This is a genomic window from Mycobacterium sp. PDNC021 (assembly GCF_048282635.1).
GTDB lineage: Bacteria > Actinomycetota > Actinomycetes > Mycobacteriales > Mycobacteriaceae > Mycobacterium > Mycobacterium llatzerense.
Genome location: NZ_CP182502.1, coordinates 1,155,243 through 1,176,312 on the forward strand (window position 1 = coordinate 1,155,243; position 21,070 = coordinate 1,176,312).

The 21,070-nt window shown below is 69.1% G+C and carries 1 protein-coding gene (running past one end of the window); it reads left to right on the forward strand.

Features of this window, described 5'->3' with window-relative positions:
* On the forward strand, positions 1-21,070 hold the 5' portion of the coding sequence (locus ACNO8X_RS05430; protein ID WP_418004477.1) for a non-ribosomal peptide synthase/polyketide synthase. 9,917 nt of this gene lie beyond the right edge of the window; 21,070 of the gene's 30,987 nt are visible here — the first part of the coding sequence; its start codon is at positions 1-3; the stop codon falls past the right edge of the window.

The window sequence follows — 21,070 nt, forward strand, 5'->3', positions numbered from 1 at the left end:
ATGGATCTCGGCGATTCGTCGTGGCCGGTCACGCGTGGGCAGTTGGATATCTGGCTCGCGCAGGAAACGGGTCAATCGGCTGCGGAGTGGCAACTCGGCATCTTCGCAAAGATTGATGGACCAGTCGATTTTGGGCTGTTCGAGCAGGCGATCCGTCGCGTCGTCGGGGAAGCCGATCCGGTACTGGCGACTTTCTCGGAGACCGATGGTCAGGTCCGCCAGCGGGTCCTCGATGCCGCCGATTTCGATGTGGCTTTCGTCGATCTGACCCACGCCGACCAGCCGATGGTCGAGGCGCGCGCCATGTCCTCGGCGCTGCAGCGCACCCCCATGCCGCTCGACGGCCTGCTGCTGCGTTTCGCGTACTTCCAGGCCGGTCCGGCCGAATCGTTCTTCTTCGCGTGCTGCCACCACATCGTCGCCGACGGCATCGGACTGGCGCTGGTCCTGCAGCGGATCGCCGCCGTATACTCGGAAACCGTTGCGGGCGTGGCGATTCAGCCGTCGTACTTCAGTTCGCTGCGGGATCTGCTCGACTGTGAAGCAGCGTACGAAGCCTCCGCGGACTACGCCGAGGACGAGGCGTACTGGACGGCGAACCTGCCGGCAGAGCCCACCCGTGAGCTCCGGCTCGGCGACGCGGCGGATGCCGAGGACGGCTCGTCGGAGCCGATCCAGCTCGCCCCTGCACTGTTGGCTCAGGTGGAACAACTGTGCGAGGCCTGGGATGTGCGCCGGTCGACGGTGCTCATCGCCGCCTGCGCGCTGGTCCTGCGTGGCCGGTCAGCTGACGGCCACGAGGTGGTGCTGGACCTACCGGTGACCCGGCGCGTGCTGCAGGTGTCGAAGACGTTGCCCGGCATGGTCGCCGGGGTGGTGCCGCTGGTCCTGCAGGTTTCCCCCGATGCCACCGTCGCCGAGTTCTGTGCGCATGTACACACTCGCACCCGAGAAGCGGTGCGCCATCAGCGATTTCCGGTACAGGCCCTCGAACGCAAGATGCACGGCGTGGGCGCCGACCGGATCGTGGTGGACTTTCTGCCGTCGGGGTTCACCGTGCCGCTGGGCGAGGCCACCGCGGCAGCGCAACTGATCTCAGGTCTTGGGCGAGGCTCCGGACTCGCGTTCTCGGGCACGGGCGACGAGCTGTCCGTCACGACGTTCGGCACCCGCCAGCTCGACGTCGTCGAATTGGCGGACCAGCTGGACCGGGTGCTGACCGCGATGACGGCAGATCCAGCTCAGCGCCTCTCGTCGTTGCCGGTGCTGGGTGCACCGGCCGAGGAACGGCTGGCTGAACTCGGAAACTGGGCGACGCTCGCCACCGAGACGGACCCGCCGGCATCGATTCCGGCGCTGTTCGCCGATCAGGTGGCTCGCGTGCCCGAGGCGGTCGCGCTCAGCGGCGACGGACGGGCGCTGACCTACCGGGAACTCGACCGCGCGTCGAACCGGATGGCTCAGCTGCTTGCCGACCGCGGCGCGGGTCCGGGTCGGCGCGTGGCGGTGATGCTGCCGCGTTCCACCGAGGCCATCGTGACGATCCTGGGCGTGCTCAAGACCGGTGCGGCATATCTGCCGATCGACCCGGCGCTGCCGGCGTCCCGAATCACCTTCATGCTGGACGACTCTCAGCCGTTCGCGGCCGTCACCACCGCTACGCTGGCAGACCGGTTCGACGGGTTCGACGGCATCGTCGTCGATGCGCGAGAGCGCGACGCATTCGACGAGACCGACGACTGGCCGGCCGCGGCCGGGCCCGAGCCCGACGATGTCGCTTATGTCATCTACACCTCGGGAACAACCGGCACGCCGAAGGGCGTTGCGATCGCCCATCAGAACCTGACCCAGCTGATCGCGTCGCAGGACGCCGGCCTGCCGTCCGAGCAGGCCTGGTCCCATTGGCATTCGTACGCCTTCGATTTCTCGGTGTGGGAGATCTTCTCCGCGCTGCTGCGCGGCGGCCGACTGGTGGTGGTGCCCGAGTCGGTGTCCGCTGATCCGGCCGAGTTCCATGACTTCCTGATCGCCGAAAAGGTCACGGTCCTCACCCAAACCCCTTCTGCCATCGGCATATTGGACATGACGGGCCTCGAGTCGTGCGCTCTGGTGATGGGCGGCGAGGCGTGCCCGGCCGAGGTGGTCGACCAGTGGGCCCCCGCGCGCGTGATGGTCAACGGCTACGGCCCGACCGAGACCACCATCTACGCGGCGATCAGTGCGCCGCTGGCGGCCGGCGGCGGCGCGGCGCCGATCGGATCGCCACCGAGCGGCGCGGCCCTGTTCGTGTTGGACGGCTGGATGCAGCCGGTGCAGCCCGGCGTCGTCGGCGAACTGTATGTGGCCGGCGGCGGCGTCGGTGTCGGGTACCTGCACCGGACCGCATTGACCGGATCCCGCTTTGTGCCATGCCCGTTCGGTAAGCCCGGCGAGCGCATGTACCGCACTGGAGACCTGGTGTACTGGGGCGACGACGGCCAGCTGCGGTACGTCGGCCGCGCTGATGCGCAGGTCAAGATTCGTGGCTACCGCATCGAATTGGGCGAGGTACAAACAGCTTTGGCGGCGCTCGACGGCGTCGTGCAGGCGGCAGTGATCGTCCGAGAGGATCGTCCCGGCGACAAGCGCCTCGTCGGCTACGTCACCGGCACCGTCGATCCGGTCGAAGTGCGGGCCGCCCTGGCGGATCGGCTGCCGGCGTACCTGGTCCCCGCCGCGGTGGTGGCGCTGCCCGAACTGCCGCTGACCACCAGCGGCAAGCTCGATACCCGCAGCCTGCCGGCCCCTGAGTACACGGGCGACGACTACCGTGCGCCCGACAGCCCGGTCGAGGAGATCCTGGCCGCCATCTACGCCGAGATCCTCGGCCTGGAATCGGCAGCCGTCAGCGTCGACGACTCGTTCTTCGAATTGGGCGGCGACAGCATCCTCGCGATGCAGGTGGCGGCGCGGGCTCGGGCCGCCGGTCTGGCGTGCCGCCCGCGTGACGTGTTCGTCGAGCAGACGGTGGCGCGCCTGGCGCAGACGGTGACCGTCACCGATGGCGCGGATGATGTGGTCGACGAAGGTATCGGACGGGTACAGACCGCCCCGATCATGCGGTGGCTCACTGGTGTCGAGGGCCCGGTCGACCAGTTCAACCAGACCTTGGTGTTGCAGGCGCCGCATGGCGCCACCGCGGCCGACGCGGTGATGTTGTTTCAGGCCTTGCTGAATCGGCACGCGATGCTGCGGCTGTGCGTCGGCGCCGATGGGACCCTGGAGGTACCCGAATCCGGTTCGGTCGCTGCCCATGAGTGCGTCATCGAGGTCGATGAGCTGTCCGAAGCAGCGGTGGCTGCGGCGCGTACCCGGCTGAACCCGAATGTCGGGCTGATGGTGAGCGGCTTGTGGGTCGGCGCCACCGGACAGCTGGTGCTGATCGTGCACCACCTCGCGGTCGACGGGGTGTCGTGGCGAATCCTGCTGGAAGACCTCAATATCGCGTGGGCTCAGCACCGCGCCGGCCAGCCTGTGGAGCTGGCGACGACCGGAACGTCATTCCAGAAGTGGGCCGCGCTGCTCACCGAGCACGCGCACCAGCCGGACGTGCTGGCGCAGGCGGCGGCCTGGCGCCACGTCGCTTCGGTACCCGCGGCCTTACCGGCGGCGGACCATGCTGCGGACACCTACGCCACCGCGGGCCAGTTGTCGGTCACCCTGGACGCCGACCACACGCATGCGCTCCTCGGCGAGGTCCCGGCGGCATTTCACGCTGGGGTGCAAGACATTCTGCTGATCGGGTTCGCCCTCGCGGTTGCGGAATTCCTGGGCAGCACCGGCGCCCCCATCGGCATCGACGTCGAAAGCCACGGGCGTGACGAAGACATCGCGGCCGACGTCGACCTGTCGCGGACCGTGGGCTGGTTCACCGCCAAGTACCCGGTGGCGCTCTCGATGGGTCAGCTGACCTGGACGCAGATCATCGCGGGCGACGAAGCGCTCGGCGCAGTTGTCAAAGCGGCCAAAGAACAGCTCCGGGCCCAGCCCGCCGGTCTGACCTACGGCGTGCTGCGGTACCTGAACGACGACATCGATCTGGACGGCGCCGATCCGAGCATCGGGTTCAATTATCTGGGGCGCCTTGGCTTCCCGCAGATCGCCGGGATCGACGAGCTGTGGCGGCTGGGGCGGGACGAACTGTCCCTGGCCGGCGCCGCGGCACCGCTGCCGCTGTTCCATACCGTGGAGCTGAACGCCGGAACCGTCGACACCGATGCCGGTCCGCAACTGCAGGCCGATTGGACGTGGGCGACGTCCGTCCTCGACGACGCCCAGCTGAACCGGTTGAGCCGGCTGTGGTTCGAGGCGCTGGCGGGCATCTGCGCACACGTGCGGGTCGGTGGTGGCGGGCTGACACCGTCGGATATCGCACCTGCGCGCCTGGGCCAGCAGCAGATCGACCAGTTGCAGCAGCAGTACCGCGTCGCCGACATCCTGCCGCTGACGCCGTTGCAGCAGGGCCTGTTGTTCCACAGCAGCACCGCGCATGAGCGGGCTGACGTCGCGGCCGAAATGTATTCGGTACAGCTCGATTTCACGCTGACTGGTGCACTGGATCCACAGCGACTCCGCGATGCGGTGCAACGCACGGTCAACCGGCATCCGCACCTGGCGGCCACGTTCTGCCAGCAGTTCGACGAGCCGGTTCAGGTGATCCTGACCGAACCCGAAATCTCTTGGAAGTTCCTCGATTTCGGCGTGACTGGGGCGTTCGAGGAAGACGAGATTCAACGGCTGTGTGCCGCTGAACGCATCGCCGTCGGCGATCTCGCCGGTGAGCCGCCGTTCCGGGCCCTGCTGATCCGCATCGCCGAGGACCGGCACCGTTTCGTGCTGACCAACCACCACATCGTGCTCGACGGCTGGTCACTGCCGATCCTGCTGCGTGAGATCTTCGCCGGTTATGCCGGGCACCGGTTGCCGCCGGCGGCGTCGTACCGGAAGTTCATCACCTGGCTCGCCGATCGGGACCTGGATGCGGCACGTGCGGCGTGGGGCGCCGTGCTGGCGGGCTTCGATACGCCGACGCTGGTGGGCCCACAGGACCGGCTGCAGGACCGGCTGGGGCGGGGCGGGCGCGGCTTTGCGTCGTTCGAGATTCCGGCAGAGACCACTCGCGCACTCGGGGAGCTGGCGCGTTCCTGCCAGACCACCGTCAGCACTGTGCTGCAAGGGGCCTGGGCCGTGCTGTTGACGTCGCTGACGGGCAAGCAGGACGTGGCATTCGGCACCGCGCGGTCCCGGCTCGGTCAGCTGGACATGGGCGACACCGAATCGATGGTGGGCCTGCTGATCAACACCGTGCCGGTCCGCGCCAACCTCGCCGCGGGTACCACGGTGACCGGCCTGCTCGATCAGCTGCAGACCGCGCACAACGAGACACTCGATCATCAGCACCTGGCGCTGGGCGAGATTCACCGCGTCGCCGGTCACGACCAACTCTTCGACACGTTGTTCGTGTACGAGAACTATCCGGTCGAAGCCGGGGTGTCGGTCGGCGGTGAAGATGGTGCCGAGCTGACGATCTCGTCGTTCGCGAACCGGGAGTTCAACCACTACCCGCTGACGGTCGAGGCGTTCCCGGGCGATGAGCTCGGGCTGCACATCGAATACGACACCGAGGTGTTCACCGAGGCCGGCATCGAGGCGATGATCGGCAGGTTGCGCCGGCTGTTGGTCGCGATGACCGAGGATCCGACGCGGAAGCTGTTGTCCATCAACCTGCTCGACGCGGCCGAGCAGGACCGGTTGCTGCACTGGTCCGGGGCCGGGACCCGGGCACCGGTCGGACTCGGGCCCGAGCTGCTGGCCGCTGCCGTCGCGGTCGATCCGGCCGCCGTCGCCGTCGTCGACGGGGCACGCGAGATGTCGTACTGCGAACTCGACGAAGCCTCGAATCGCTTGGCGCGCTTGCTCATCGACCACGGTGTCGGTCCGGAACGCGCGGTGGGCGTGGCCATGGATCGGTGCGCCGACCTGGTGGTGGCGTGGTGGGCCGTGCTCAAGGCCGGCGGCGTGTACGTGCCGGTGGACCGCACCCATCCCGTCGAACGCATTGCCACGGTGCTGGATTCGGTCGCCGCCACCTGCGTTCTCACGCGAGACGTCGACCAGGTCGGTGGCGCGGGCGCGCGCCCGGTGATCCGGGCGGACGTCGACCTGTCCGGCTACCGTGCCGAACCGATCACCGACGCCGACCGCGCACTGCCGCTGACGGTCGACAACACCGCCTACGTCATCTTCACGTCGGGCTCCACAGGCGAGCCCAAGGGCGTCGCCGTCAGCCACGCCGGCTTGCTGGGAGCGGCTGCGGCACAGCGTGACTCGTACGGCTTGGCCACCGACGACCGCGTGCTGATGGTCGCGGCGCCGACCTTCGACGCGTCCCTGTTCGAGATGCTGATGGCGACGGGCGCGGCAGGCGCGCTGGTGGTGGCACCGCGGGACGTGTACGCCGGCGAGGCGCTCGTCGACCTGATGCAACGGCAGCGGGTCAGCGCGACACTGCTCACCCCGACGGTGGTGGCGTCCCTGGACCGCACGCGGCTCGACGGCCTGACGACGTTGATCACCGGCGGTGAGGCCTGCCCCGACGAACTGGTGCACGCCTGGGCGCCAGGTCGCAGCATGTTCAACGCCTACGGGCCTAGCGAGTCCACCATCTGGGCCACCGGCACCCCGCTGCTGCCGGGCCGGCAGGTGAACATCGGGACGCCGATCGCGGGTACCCGGACCCTGGTGCTCGACGCACAGCTCAACCTCGTGCCGCCGGGTGTCACCGGCGAGCTGTACCTCGCCGGCCCAGCGGTGGCGCTCGGCTACGTCGGCCGACCCACCCTGAGCGCCGAACGGTTCGTCGCGAATCCCCATGGTGGGCCGGATGATTCCGGCAACCGCATGTACCGCACCGGCGATCTGGCGCGCTGGAACGCCGACGGCACACTGGATTACCTGGGCCGGGCCGACACCCAGATCAAACTGCGCGGTCAGCGCATCGAACTCGGCGAGATCGAAAGTGCGCTGCTGGCCTGCCCGCAGGTCAGTCAGGCCGCGGCCACCGTGCACCACGGCACCGGCGGCGCCCAACTGGTCGGCTACCTCACCTTCGAACACGCTACCGACGGCAAACGCGACACCGAACATGACGCCGAGATCGTCGGGGAATGGCAGGACATCTACGACGAGCTGTACGCCGCCGCCGACGCGGAAGGTGAAGCGCCCGAGTTCGGTTCGGACTTCCGGGGCTGGAACAGCAGCTACACCGGCGAGCCGATTCCGCTCGTCGAGATGCAGCAATGGCGGGCCGCCACGATCGACCGCATCATGGCGCTGCATCCGCGGCGGGTACTCGAGATCGGCGCCGGCTCCGGCCTGATCCTGTCCCAGATCGCGCCGCACTGCGAGCAGTATGTCGCCACTGATGTGTCGTCGGCTGCGGTCGACAAATTGGCACATTCGTTGCAGCAGTTGCAGATTCCGTGGCGCGACCGGGTCGAGTTCATGGCCCGGGCTGCGCACATCACCGACGGGCTGCCTCGTGGTCATTTCGACACCATCATCGTGAACTCGGTGGTCCAGTACTTCCCCAATGCGGCCTACCTGACCGAGGTCATCGACAAAGCGGTGGAACTGTTGGCGCCAGGCGGCACCCTGTTCCTCGGCGACATCCGTAATCACAGTCTGCAGAACGCTTTCCAGACCGCCATCGTGGTGGCCCGTAGTGAGGGCGAGACCGATGCCGCGGTCCTGCGCCAGCGCGTCGAGCATGCCGTGCTCGGTGAAGCCGAACTGCTCCTCGCGCCGGAATTCTTCACGACCTGGGCGGCGCGGCGGGAATCGGCTGTCGGGCTTGGTATCCGGATCAAACGTGGCACCGCGGACAACGAGCTCAACCGATACCGCTACGACGTCACCATCCACAAGGCGCCCGCCGCCGGCCGTTCGGTCGCCGACATCCCCACCTGGATGTGGGGCGAATGCGCCGACCTGGCCGGGCTGCAGCAGCGGTTGACCGGCCTGCGGCCGGAGGCGGTCCGCGTCGCCGGCATTCCTCGCGCGGGAGTGCGCATCGACGTCCGGCTGGAACAGGAACTCGCCGGCATCCGGGTGGACGCCGAAACCGCCGAGACCACAACGGAAGAACTGCACCGCGTCGGTGAGGACGCGGGATACCAGGTCGCCGTCACCTGGGGTGCTGAGCCCGGCTGTGTCGACGCCGTCTTCGTCAGCCCGGGCGATGCTGGTTCGGCAGGGGTGTCGCTGACGGACTTGTATCGTCCGCACGCATACCCCGGGGTCCACGCCAACGAGCCGCACAGCAGCACGAAGATCAGCGCCGTCCGGAACCGGCTGAGCGCGTGGCTCCCCGACTACATGGTGCCGCAGCACATCGTGGTGCTCGACGAGATGCCACTGACGACATCGGGCAAGCTCGACCGCAAGGCGCTGCCGGCGCCCGAGTACACGGACACCGACGGCTACCGGGCTCCGGCCGGCGTGGTGGAAGAGATCCTCGCCGACATCTACGCCCAGGTGCTGGGTGTGCAGCGCGTCGGCGTGGACGACTCGTTCTTCGACCTGGGTGGCGACTCGCTGTCGGCGATGCGGCTGATCGGTGCCGTCAATTCGAGCTTGGCCGTGGACCTTTCGGTACGCGCACTCTTCGAGGCACCCACCGTGGCGCAGCTGGCGCCGCGGATCGGCGGGGACGCGACGCGGCTGGCGCCGCTGGTGGCTGTCCCGACCGATGCGCGGCCGACCGCACTGCCCTTGTCGTTCGCCCAGAACCGGCTGTGGTTCTTCGACCAGTTGCAGGGACCGTCGGCCATCTACAACCTGGCCGTGGCCCTGCGGCTGCGCGGCCGCCTCGACACCGACGCGCTGGGCCGGGCACTGGCCGATGTGGTGGCCCGACACGAAAGCCTGCGAACGTTGTTCGTGGCCCCGGAGGGCACCGCCGAGCAGGTGATCATTCCGGCGGGCCAGGCCGATATCGGGTGGCAGACCATCGACGCCGGCGGCTGGCCGGCACGCGAGCTGGACGACGCGGTGACCGCGGCGGCCCGGCACACCTTCGACCTGTCCACGCAGATCCCGTTCCACGCCAAGCTCTTCCGCGCCACCGACGACAACCACGTCCTGGTCATCGTGGTGCATCACATCGCCGCGGACGGCTCGTCGGTCACCCCGCTGGTGCGCGATCTCGGGTTGGCCTATGCCAGCCGGTGTGCGGGTCGGGCCCCGGACTGGTCGCCGCTGCCGGTGCAGTACGTCGACTACACGCTGTGGCAGCGTGCGCAATTCGGCGAACTCGATGACGCGGACGGCCCGATCGCCGCGCAGCTGGACTTCTGGCAGGAGACCCTGACCGGACTGCCCGAGCGCCTCGACCTGCCCACCGACCGTCCGTATCCGCCGACGGCCGACCACCACGGCGCCCGGGTGACCGTGCAGTGGCCGGTCGCCCTGCAGCAGCAGATCCGCCGCGTCGCCCGTGAGCACAACGCCACCAGCTTCATGGTGATCCAGGCGGCGTTCGCCGCGCTGCTGGCGCGGATCAGCTCGACTTCCGATGTGGCGGTGGGCTTCCCGATCGCGGGCCGGCGTGACGCCGCTCTCGACGAACTGGTCGGCTTCTTCGTCAACACCCTGGTGTTGCGGGTCGACCTGGGCGAGTTCGCCGGCGGCGACCCGACGTTCGCCGATCTCCTGGCGCAGGTGCGCCGGCGGAGCCTGGCGGCGTACGAGCACCAGGACGTCCCGTTCGAGATGCTCGTCGAGCGGTTGAACCCGACCCGGAGCCTGACCCACCATCCAGTGGTCCAGGTGCTGCTGGGCTGGCAGAACTTCTCCTGGCAGGCGGGGGATGCGGCCGGGCTGGCCCTCGGCGATCTGCAGGTGACCCCGCTGACGGTGGATACCCAGACGGCCCGCATGGATCTGGCGTTCTCGCTCGGCGAGCGCTGGGACGGCGACGGGGAGCCCGACGGGCTCGACGTGATGGTGGAGTTCCGTACTGACATCTTCGACGCGGAGAGCATCCAGGCGCTCGTGGGCCGATTCGAGCGAATGGTGTTGGCGTTCAGCGCCGATCCGGCGCAGCGGTTGTCGTCGGTGGATCTGCTCGACGAGGTCGAGCAGGCCCGGCTGGACCGCTGGGGGAACCGTGCCGTGCTGGGTCAGCCGGCAGCGGCGACCACCGTGCCCGAGGTGTTCGCCGCGCAGGTTGCCCGCACGCCGGACGCGGTCGCGGTGGTCTGCGGTGACCGGTCCCTGACGTACCGGGAACTCGACGAGGCGTCGAACCGATTGGCGCACCTGCTCACCGTGCAGGGTGCCGGACCGGGACAGATTGTCGCGCTGCTGTTTTCGCGATCGGCTGAAGCGATCGTCGCGATTCTGGCGGTGCTCAAGTCCGGCGCCGCATACTTGCCGTTCGATCCGGCGCTGCCGGCGGCCCGCATCGAGTTCATGCTCAGCGACGCCGCACCGGTCGCCGTCGTGACCACCGGCGATCTGGCGGACCGGTTCGACGGATTCGGCGTCACGGTCATCGACGTGGCCGACCCGGCCATGGCGGCGCAGCCGGGCACGCCGCCGCACGGGCCCGCGCCCGATGACGTGGCTCACCTGATCTACACCTCGGGCACCACCGGTATGCCCAAAGGCGTCGCGGTCACGCAGTACAACGTCGTTCAGTTGTTCCAGGGCCTGGAGATCGGCATCGAGCTGTCGGCGGAGCAGGTGTGGACGCAGTTCCACTCCTATGCGTTCGACTTCTCGGTGTGGGAGATCTGGGGCGCGCTGCTGCACGGCGGACGGCTCGTGGTGGTGCCCGACGCCGTAGCCCGCTCCGCTGACGACTTCCACGACCTGCTGGTTCGCGAGCGAGTCACGGTACTGACCCAAACACCCTCTGCCGCAGCGGTGTTGTCCACCGAGGGGCTGGACGCGGCCGCCCTGGTCATCGGCGCCGAGGCCTGCCCGCCCGAGATGGTCGAGCGCTGGGCACCGGGCCGCACGATGGTCAACGTTTACGGCCCCACCGAGACGACCATGTGGCTGTGCAAGAGCCTGCCCCTGACCGCGGGCTCTGGCGCACCACCGATCGGTTCCCCCACTGCGGGTGCGGCGTTCTTCGTGCTCGACGAGTCGCTGCGCCCCGTCCCGCCGGGCGTGGTCGGCGAGCTGTACCTCGCCGGGCGCGGCGTCGGTATCGGCTACTGGCGCCGATCTGGCCTGACCGCAACACGTTTCATGGCCTGCCCGTTCGGTGAACCGGGCGCTCGCATGTACCGCACCGGAGATCTGGTGTCGTGGCGCCCCGATGGGCAGCTGGACTACTTCGGCCGTGCCGACGAGCAGGTCAAGGTCCGCGGCTACCGCATCGAATTGGGTGATGTCCGTTCGGCATTGGCCGAGCTGCCCGGCGTCGAGCATGCGGCGGTGATCGCCCGCGAAGACCGACCCGGGGACAAGCGCCTGGTCGGTTACATCGTCGGCACGGCAGACCCGGCCGAGGCGCGCACCGCGCTGGCACATCGGCTGCCGGGCTACATGGTCCCGGCTGCTGTCATCGGCGTGCCGGCGCTGCCGGTCACCGTCAACGGCAAGCTGGACACCAGGGCGCTGCCGGCTCCGGACTACCAGGACGCCACCCGATACCGGGCCCCGTCGGGCGCGATCGAGGAAACCCTGACGGCCATCTACGCCGAACTTCTCGGTGTCGAACGGGTCGGTGTTGACGACTCGTTCTTCGACCTTGGTGGAGACTCGTTGTCCACCATGCGGTTGATCGCCGGGATCAACGCGGCGCTCGACGCAGAGCTGCCGGTGCGGACCGTCTTCGAGGCACCCACCGTGGCTCAGCTCGCGGCGCGGATCGGCTATGGCGCGACGCGGCGCGAGCCGCTGGTGGCGGTCGAGAGGCCGGCCGTCATCCCACTGTCGTTCGCGCAGAACCGGCTGTGGTTCGTCGACCAATTGCAGGGCGCGTCAGCGCTTTACAACATGCCGGTGATGCTGCGGCTGCAGGGTCAGCTCGATGCAGAGGCGCTGCGCGCGGCGCTGGCCGACGTGGTCGACCGGCACGAGAGTCTGCGCACCGTGTTCACCGCGACGGACGGCACGCCCCAGCAGGTGATCGTGCCCGCCGACGAGCTCGAGCTCGGCTGGGACGCCATCGATGCCGGTGCCTGGACCGACGCACAACGAGCGGACGCGGTACGCGTCGCCGCGCAGTACGCGTTCGACCTGGCCACCGAAATCCCCGTGCGCGCCAGCCTGTTCCGCCTCGCCGACGATGAACACCTGTTGGTGGCAGTGGTCCATCACATCGCTGCGGACGGCTGGTCGCTGCAGCCACTGGTGACCGACCTTGGCGCGGCATACGTCAGCCGCTGCGCCGGAGAAGCGCCCGGCTGGGCGCCGCTGGCTGTGCAGTACGTCGACTACACGCTCTGGCAGCGCGGGCAACTCGGCGAACTCGACGCTCCCGACAGTGAGGTCGCGGCCCAGCTCGGTTACTGGGCCGACGCCCTGGCCGGCATTCCCGACCGGATCGACCTGCCGACCGACCGCCCGTACCCGGCGGTCGCCGACCTGCGCGGTGCCACGATCGAAGTGGACTGGCCCGCCGAGTTGCAGCGGCAGATCGCGCGGGTGGCGCGCGAACACAACGCGACCAGCTTCATGGTGGTGCAGGCCGCGCTGGCGGTCATGCTGGCCAAGCTCGGCGCCAGTTCCGATGTCGCCATTGGCTTTCCGATCGCCGGGCGGCGTGACCCTGCCCTCGACGATCTGGTGGGCTTCTTCGTCAACACCCTGGTGTTGCGTGTCGACCTGACCGGAAACCCCACTGTCGAAGAGCTCTTGGCGCAGGTGCGAGCGCGCAGCCTCGCGGCCTACGAACACCAGGATGTGCCTTTCGAGGTACTGGTCGAACGCCTGAACCCGGCGCGCTCCCTGTCCCACCATCCACTGGTCCAGGTGATGCTCGGCTGGCAGAACCTGCCGTGGCAGCACGTGGGCAGCACGGGCAACCGCACCCTGGGCGACCTGACGGTCACTCCGCTGCCGGTGGAAACCCAGGCGGCGCGCATGGACCTGGCGTTCTCTCTGGCCGAACGGTGGAGTGCCTCAGGCGAACCCGCCGGCATCGGCGGCATCGTCGAATTCCGCACCGACGTTTTCGATGCGGAGAGTGTCGAGGCGCTGGTGCGCCGGATGCAGGCAGTGCTGGCGGCCATGACCGCCGACCCCAGCCGAGCCCTGTCCACGGTCGATCTGCTGACGCCGCACGAGCGCGCCCGGATCGAGGCGATCGGTCATCGGGATGTCTTGACGCGGAGGGCTGATCAGCCGTCCGTTCCGGAGTTGTTCGCGACCCACCTCCGTCGCGCTCCCGACGCGGTGGCGATCTCCGATGCCGGCACGTCGATGACGTACGCGGAACTGGATGCGGCGTCGAACCGGATGGCCCACCTGCTGACCAGCCACGGTGTCGGACCGGGTTCAGTTGTCGCGCTGCTGCTTTCCCGCTCGACCGACGCCATCGTCGCGATACTGGGCGTGCTCAAGACGGGCGCGGCGTACCTGCCGGTCGACGTGGCGTGGCCGTCGGCGCGGATCGAGTTCGTCCTCGACGATGCCGCCCCGGTCGCGGCGATCACCACCGACCCGGCACTGTTGTCGGGTTTCAATGGAGCGGTCGTCTCGGTCGCCGACGCTGCGGCACAGCCGGATTCAGCGCTGCCGTTGCCGAACGCCGACGCGCTGGCCTATGTCATCTACACCTCGGGCACCACCGGTGTGCCCAAGGGCGTCGGGCTCACCCACGCCAATGTGACCCAACTGCTCGGCACTCTCGATGCGGGCCTGCCGGCCGCTGGGGTGTGGAGCCATGCGCATTCGCTGGCGTTCGACGTGTCGGTGTGGGAGCTCTTCGGCCCGCTGCTGCGCGGTGGCCGGGTGGTGGTGATCGGCGACGATGTTGCCCGGTCGTCGACGGATCTGCACCACACCCTGGTGGCCGAAGGCGTCACCGTCCTGACCCAGACCCCAACAGCGGCAGCAGTGTTGTCTCCCATCGGACTGGAGTCGGCGGCGCTCGTCGCGGTGGGTGAGGCCTGCTCACCGGAGGTGGTGCAGCGCTGGGCGACCGGCGGCCGCGTGATGGTCAACGCCTACGGGCCGACCGAGACGACGATGTGCGTCGCGATCAGTGCGCCGCTGACGGCAGAGTCGGTGGCGGAATCCGCAGTGGTGCCGATCGGTTCGCCGGTGGGCGGCGCCGCACTGTTCGTGCTCGATGATTCGTTGCGGCCGGTGCCGCCCGGGGTGATCGGCGAACTGTATGTCGCCGGTGCCGGGCTGGGCGTCGGCTATCTGCGCCGCGCCGGACTGAGTGCCTCGCGGTTCGTGGCCTGCCCGTTCGGGGCCCCCGGACAGCGGATGTACCGCACCGGCGACCTGGTGCGCTGGGGTACCGACGGGCAGCTGACCTATCTCGGCCGCGCTGACGAGCAGGTCAAGATCCGTGGCTACCGCATCGAACTCGGCGATATCCAAACAGCTTTGGCGGCGCTGGACGGTGTGCAGCAGGCTGCGGTGATCGCGCGCGAGGACCGACCCGGTGACAAGCGCCTCGTCGGGTACGTGACCGGGACCGCTGATCCGGCCGCGGTGCGAGCCGAGCTGGCCGGGCGACTCCCGGGGTACATGGTGCCCGCGGCGATCGTGCCGCTCGACCGTTTGCCATTGACGGCCAACGGCAAGCTGGACACCCGCGCCCTGCCCGCACCCGACTATGCCGCGGGCGAGTATCGGGCGCCGGCGACCGCTGTCGAGGAAATCCTGGCCGGCATCTTCGCGGATCTGTTGGGACACAGCCGCGTCGGCGTCGACGAATCGTTCTTCGACCTCGGTGGCGACAGCATCGCCGCGATGCGTCTGATCGCGGCGATCAATGCTGCGCTGGATACCGACCTGGCAGTGCGCACTGTGTTCGAGGCCCCCACCATCGCCGAGCTGGCGCCGCGGATCGGGACGTCCACGCCGCGCCGGGATCCGCTGGTCGCAGGAGAACGGCCCGCGGTCATCCCGTTGTCGTTCGCGCAGAACCGCTTGTGGTTCCTCGAGCAGCTGCAGGGCCCGTCCGCGACGTACAACCTCTCGACGGTGCTGAAGCTCGCCGGGCGATTGGACGCCGAAGCACTGCGCGCCGCGTTGGTCGACGTAGTCGCCCGGCACGAAGCGCTCCGTACCGTGTTCGTCGCACCGGACGGCGTGCCGCAGCAGATGGTGCTGCCGGCGTCCCAGGCCGACATCGGTTGGGAGAGCACCGATGCGACCGGTTGGCCGACCGCTCGCCTGGACGCCGCCGTGGACACCGCTGCGCGCTACGCCTTTGACGTGTCCACTGAGATTCCGTTGCGTGCCAGCCTGTTCCGGGTATCCGCGGACGAGCACGTGCTGGTGGCCGCGGTGCACCACATCGCGGCCGACGGCTGGTCGATCACGCCGCTGGCGCGCGACCTCGGCATCGCCTACGCGAGCCGTTGTGCCGGACAGGCACCGCCGTGGTCCGACCTGCCGGTGCAGTACGTCGACTACACGCTGTGGCAGCGTGCGCAATTCGGCGATCTGCACGATGGTGACGGTCCGATCGCGACGCAGCTCGCCTACTGGCAGGATGCGTTGGCCGGGCTGCCCGAGCGGCTGCAGCTGCCGACCGACCGCCCCTACCCGCTGGTGGCCGATCAGCACGGCGCGACCGTCGCCATCGACTGGCCGGCCGAGCTGCAGCAGCAGATCGCGGGGGTGGCGCGTGAGCACAACGCCACCGGATTCATGATGGTGCAGGCCGCGCTGGCCCTGCTGCTGTCCACGGTCAGCGCGAGTTCCGATGTCGCCGTGGGCTTCCCGATCGCGGGCCGCACCGACCCGGCGCTCGACGACCTGGTCGGTTTCTTCGTCAACACCCTGGTGCTGCGCGTCGACCTCACCGGCGATCCGACCTTCATCGACCTGCTGGCGCAGGTACAGCAGCGCAGCCTCGCGGCATACGAGAACCAGGACGTGCCGTTCGAGGTGCTGGTCGAGCGGCTCAACCCCACGCGCAGCCTGACGCACCACCCGCTGGTGCAGGTCTTGCTGGCGTGGCAGAACCTGCCCGGCCAAGGACAGCACGGTGCCGGGCTGACCCTCGGCGACCTGGAGGTGACGCCGGTCCCGGTGGACACCCAGACCGCCCGCATGGACCTGACGTTCTCGCTCGGCGAGCGCTGGACCGACGACGGTGCGCCGGCCGGTATCGCGGGAACGGTCGAATATCGCACCGACGTGTTCGACGCCGGCAGTATCGAGACGCTCATCGAACGGTTGCAGCGGGTGCTGGCCGCCTTCAGTGCCGATCCCACTGCGCCGGTGTCTGCGATCGAGATGCTCGACGACGCCGAGCGCACGCGTATCGACGCCATGGGCAACCGAGCGGCACTGACCCGGCGCGCCGACGATGCCACGATTCCGGGGCGGTTCACGGCAGCGGTCGCTCGGACCCCGGACGCCATGGCACTGAGCTGCGAAGGCCGCACGCTGACCTACGCGGAACTCGATCAGCGAGCCAACCGCTTTGCGCACCTGCTCGCTCGACACGGAGCCGGGCCGGGACAGACCGTGGCACTTCTGCTTCCGCGGTCCGCGGAAGCGATCGTGGCGATCCTCGCGGTGCTCAAGACCGGTGCGGCGTACCTGCCGCTCGATCCGGCGCTGCCGGCCTCCCGCGTCGAATTCGTGCTCGCCGATGCCACGCCGGTCGCGGTGGTCACCACGGGTGGCCTGGCGGACCGGGTCTCCAGCCTGGACGTGGCCGTCGTCGATGTGGATGACCCCGCCGACGCCCAGCCCGACACGGCACTGGCCGGGCCCGCCGCAGACGATGTCGCGTACCTGATCTACACCTCCGGCACCACCGGTGTCCCCAAAGGCGTTGCGGTGATGCACCGTAACGTCACCCAGCTGATCGGCGCCCCGGACTCCGGCCTGCCGACCGCGGGCGTCTGGAGCCAGTGGCACTCGCTGGCGTTCGACGTGTCGGTGTGGGAGATCTTCGGCGCACTGCTCAACGGCGGCCGACTGGTCGTCGTGCCCGAGTCCGTCGCGCGGGCACCGGAAGACCTGCACGCGCTGGTGGTGGCCGAGCAGGTCACCGTACTGAGCCTGACTCCTTCTGCAGCAGGCGCACTTTCGCCCGCGGGCCTGGACGGGGTCACGCTCGTCGTCGCAGGCGAGGCATGCCCCACCGAACTGGTCGAGCGCTGGTCTCCGGGCCGCGTCATGATCAACGCGTACGGTCCCACCGAGGCCACCATCTACGCCGCGATCAGTGCGCCACTGACGCCCGAGCAGCCGACGGTGCCGATCGGCTCGCCGGTACCGAACGGCTCGACGTTCGTACTGGACAGCCATTTGCGGCCGGTGCCGATCGGTGTAGTCGGTGAGCTGTACCTGGCCGGTGGCGGCATCGCCGCGGGATATCTGCGCCGCGGCGGGCTGACCGCTTCGCGCTTCGTGGCCTGCCCGTTCGGCGGGCCCGGCGCCCGCATGTACCGCACCGGTGACCTGGTGCGCTGGCGCGCCGACGGTCAGCTGGATTACCTGGGCCGAGCAGACGATCAGGTCAAGATTCGCGGCTACCGCATCGAATTGGGCGATATCCAAGCAGCTTTGGCGGACCTCGCCGGAGTCGAGCAGGCCGCCGTCGTCGCCCGCGAAGACCGGCCGGGGGACAAGCGGCTGGTCGGCTACCTCACCGGATCGGCCGACCCGGCAGCAGTCCGTACCGCGCTGGCAGATCGGTTGCCGGCGTACATGATTCCGGCCGCTGTGGTCGTGGTCCCGGAGCTGCCGTTGACGGCCAACGGCAAGCTCGACATCCGTGCTCTGCCGGCGCCCGAGTACGCCGCGGGCGACTACCGGGCGCCCGGCAACGCGATCGAAGAGATCCTTGCCGGCATTTATGCCGCGGTACTCGGCGTCGAGCGCGTGGGCATCGACGACTCGTTCTTCGACCTTGGCGGCGACAGCATTTCGTCGATGCAGGTGGTCACGCGGGCGCGGGCGGCAGGCCTGACCTGCCGGACCAAGGACCTGTTCGTCGAGCAGACCGTCGCCCGACTGGCCCGGGTGGTCGAGGTCAGCGAGACCTCAGGCGGGGATTCGGACTCGGGCGTCGGGCCACTGCCGGCCACCCCGATCATCGAATGGCTGCGCAGTGTCGACGGGCCCACCGACGAGTTCAACCAGACCGTGGTGGTGCAAGCACCGGCGGCTGCCACCGAGGCCGACGCGGCATACCTGTTGCAAGCCTTGCTGGATCGCCACGCCACGCTGCGGATGCGGGTCGACGAAGACGGTGCCGGTGGCTGGTCGCTGACCACGGCTGAACCGGGCACCGTAGACGCGCGGGAGTGCTTGCACACCGCGGACACCTGGTCCGACGCTGCACTGGCAGCGGCTCGCGCGCAGCTGAATCCGACTGCGGGGACGATGCTCGCCGCGCTGTGGGTGGCGGACACCCGGCAGCTCGCGGTGATCATCCACCACGTGGCCGTCGACGCGGTGTCGTGGCGAATCCTGTTGGAAGACCTGAACATCGCGTGGGCGCAGCACCGGGCCGGTCAGCCGGTGGTGTTGCCGGCGGGCGGCACGTCGTTCCGGCGCTGGGCGGAAGTCCTCGTCGAGCGTGCCCAGGATCCGAGCGTCGTCGAACACGTCGCCACGTGGCAACAGGTGGCGCAGGCTCCGGCCGTATTGCCGGCTGTGCAGCCCGCGGTCGACACCTTCGCCACCGCGGGGCACCTGGCGGCCGAATTGGATGCCGAGACCACCGCAACGCTGCTCGGCGCCGCCCCCGCGGCGTTCCACGCCGGCATCAACGACATCCTGGTGATCGGATTCGCCTTGGCGCTGGCCGAATTCGCCGGTACCCACGGCGCGCCGATCGGCATCGACGTCGAGGGACACGGGCGTCAGGAAGAACTCGGCTCCGACGTCGACCTGACCCGGACCGTCGGCTGGTTCACCGCGAAGTCCCCGGTGTCGATCACCCTCGGGGACCTCACTTGGGCGCAGGTGATCACCGGTGACACGGCGCTGGGCGCTGTCATCAAGGACGCCAAGGAGCAACTGCGCGCGCTACCGGATCCCCTGACCTACGGGCTGCTGCGCTACCTGAACTCGGATGTGGTTGTCGCGGGGCCGGATCCGGCCATCGGCTTCAACTACCTCGGGCGCCAGGGTGGTACCGCCGAACTCTCCGAGGACCTCTGGCGCATTGGCGACGGCACGTCGGCCGTCGCAGCGCTGGCCATCCCCATGCCGCTCATGCACACCTTGGAACTGGGTGCCGGAACCATCGAAACCCCCGACGGCCCACGGCTGCACGCCAATTGGACCTGGGCTCCGTCGGCACTCGATCAGGAACAGGTGACCCGCCTGAGCCGGCTGTGGTTCGAGGCGCTGTCCGGCATCTGCGCCCATGTGTCCGACGGTGGGGGCGGACTCACCCCGTCGGACATCGCGCCGGCGCGCCTCAGCCAGCAGCAGCTCGATGAGCTGGAGCAGCACCACGGCGTCGCCGACGTGCTGCCACTCACCCCGGTTCAGCAGGGTCTGCTCTTCCACGCCACCACCGCCCAGGGCGGCGAGGACCTGTATGCCGGACAGCTGGACATCGGGATCACCGGGGAAATCGACGTCGACCGGCTGCACGATGCCGTGCGCGGCGTCATCGCCCGGCACCCGCACCTGGTGGCGAGCTTCCACCCGCGGTTCGGACAGCCAGTGCAGGTGATCCCGGCTGATCCCGTAACCGATTGGCGCTACCTGGAACTCGATTCCGAAGCGCACCTGGCAGACATCCGCGCGGCCGAGCGTGCCGCGGTGTGCGACCTGACCACGGGCCCGGTCTTCCGCGCCGCGCTGATCCGAGTCGCAGCCCACCGGTACCGGTTCGTGCTGACGAACCACCACATCGTGCTCGACGGCTGGTCGATGCCGATCCTGCTGGCGGAGATCTTCGCCGGCTATCACGGCCACCGGCTGCCGCCGGCCACGCCGTACCGCAACTACGTCAGCTGGCTGGCGGACCGGGACCACGACGCGGCCACCGCCGCCTGGGGCGAGCTGCTCCGCGGTATCGATACCCCGACGCTGGTCGGGCCGACCGGCCGCACGGAGTCGGGGCCTCGGTCCGTCGAGACCGTCACGCTGCCCGCGGAAATCGCCACGGCCGTCGGTGAATTGGCGCGGTCACGGCACACCACCGTCAACACCGTGCTGCAGGCGGCGTACGCGCAGCTGCTGTGCTGGCTGACCGGCAGCCACGACGTGGTGTTCGGCACCACGGTGTCGGGGCGGCCAGTGGAAGTCTCCGGCGTCGAATCCATGGTCGGCCTGTTCATCAACACCGTGCCGGTCCGCGCCCACCTCACCGCGACGACCACCTCGGCGGACCTGCTCGATCAGCTGCAGGGTGGCTACAACGACACCCTCGACCATCAGCACCTGGCGCTCAACGAGATTCATCGCATCACCGGTCAGGACCAGCTGTTCGACACGCTGTTCGCGTTCGAGAACTACCCGGTCGATACCGCGGCGCTGTCGAGCGACTCCGAGCTGGCCGTCACGGATGTCGCGACTCACGAATCCACGCACTATCCGCTGACGGTGCAGGCGCAGCCAGGCCGTGAACTGACCATCCGCGTCGAGTACGACACCACGGTGTTCGGCGCGCCCGACATCGCGGCGATGATCGAGCGGCTGCAGACGGTGCTGGTGGCCATGACCACCGAACCGGGACAAGCGGTCTCGGCCCTCGCTGCCCTCGAGCCGGACGAGCAGCGCACGGTGGATCAGTGGAGTGGGCGGAGTGTCCTGGCGGAACCCGTTGCCGGCGAGACGGTTCCGGGGCTGTTCGCCGAGCAGGTGGCGCGCACGCCCGATGCCGTGGCGCTGACTTACGACGCGT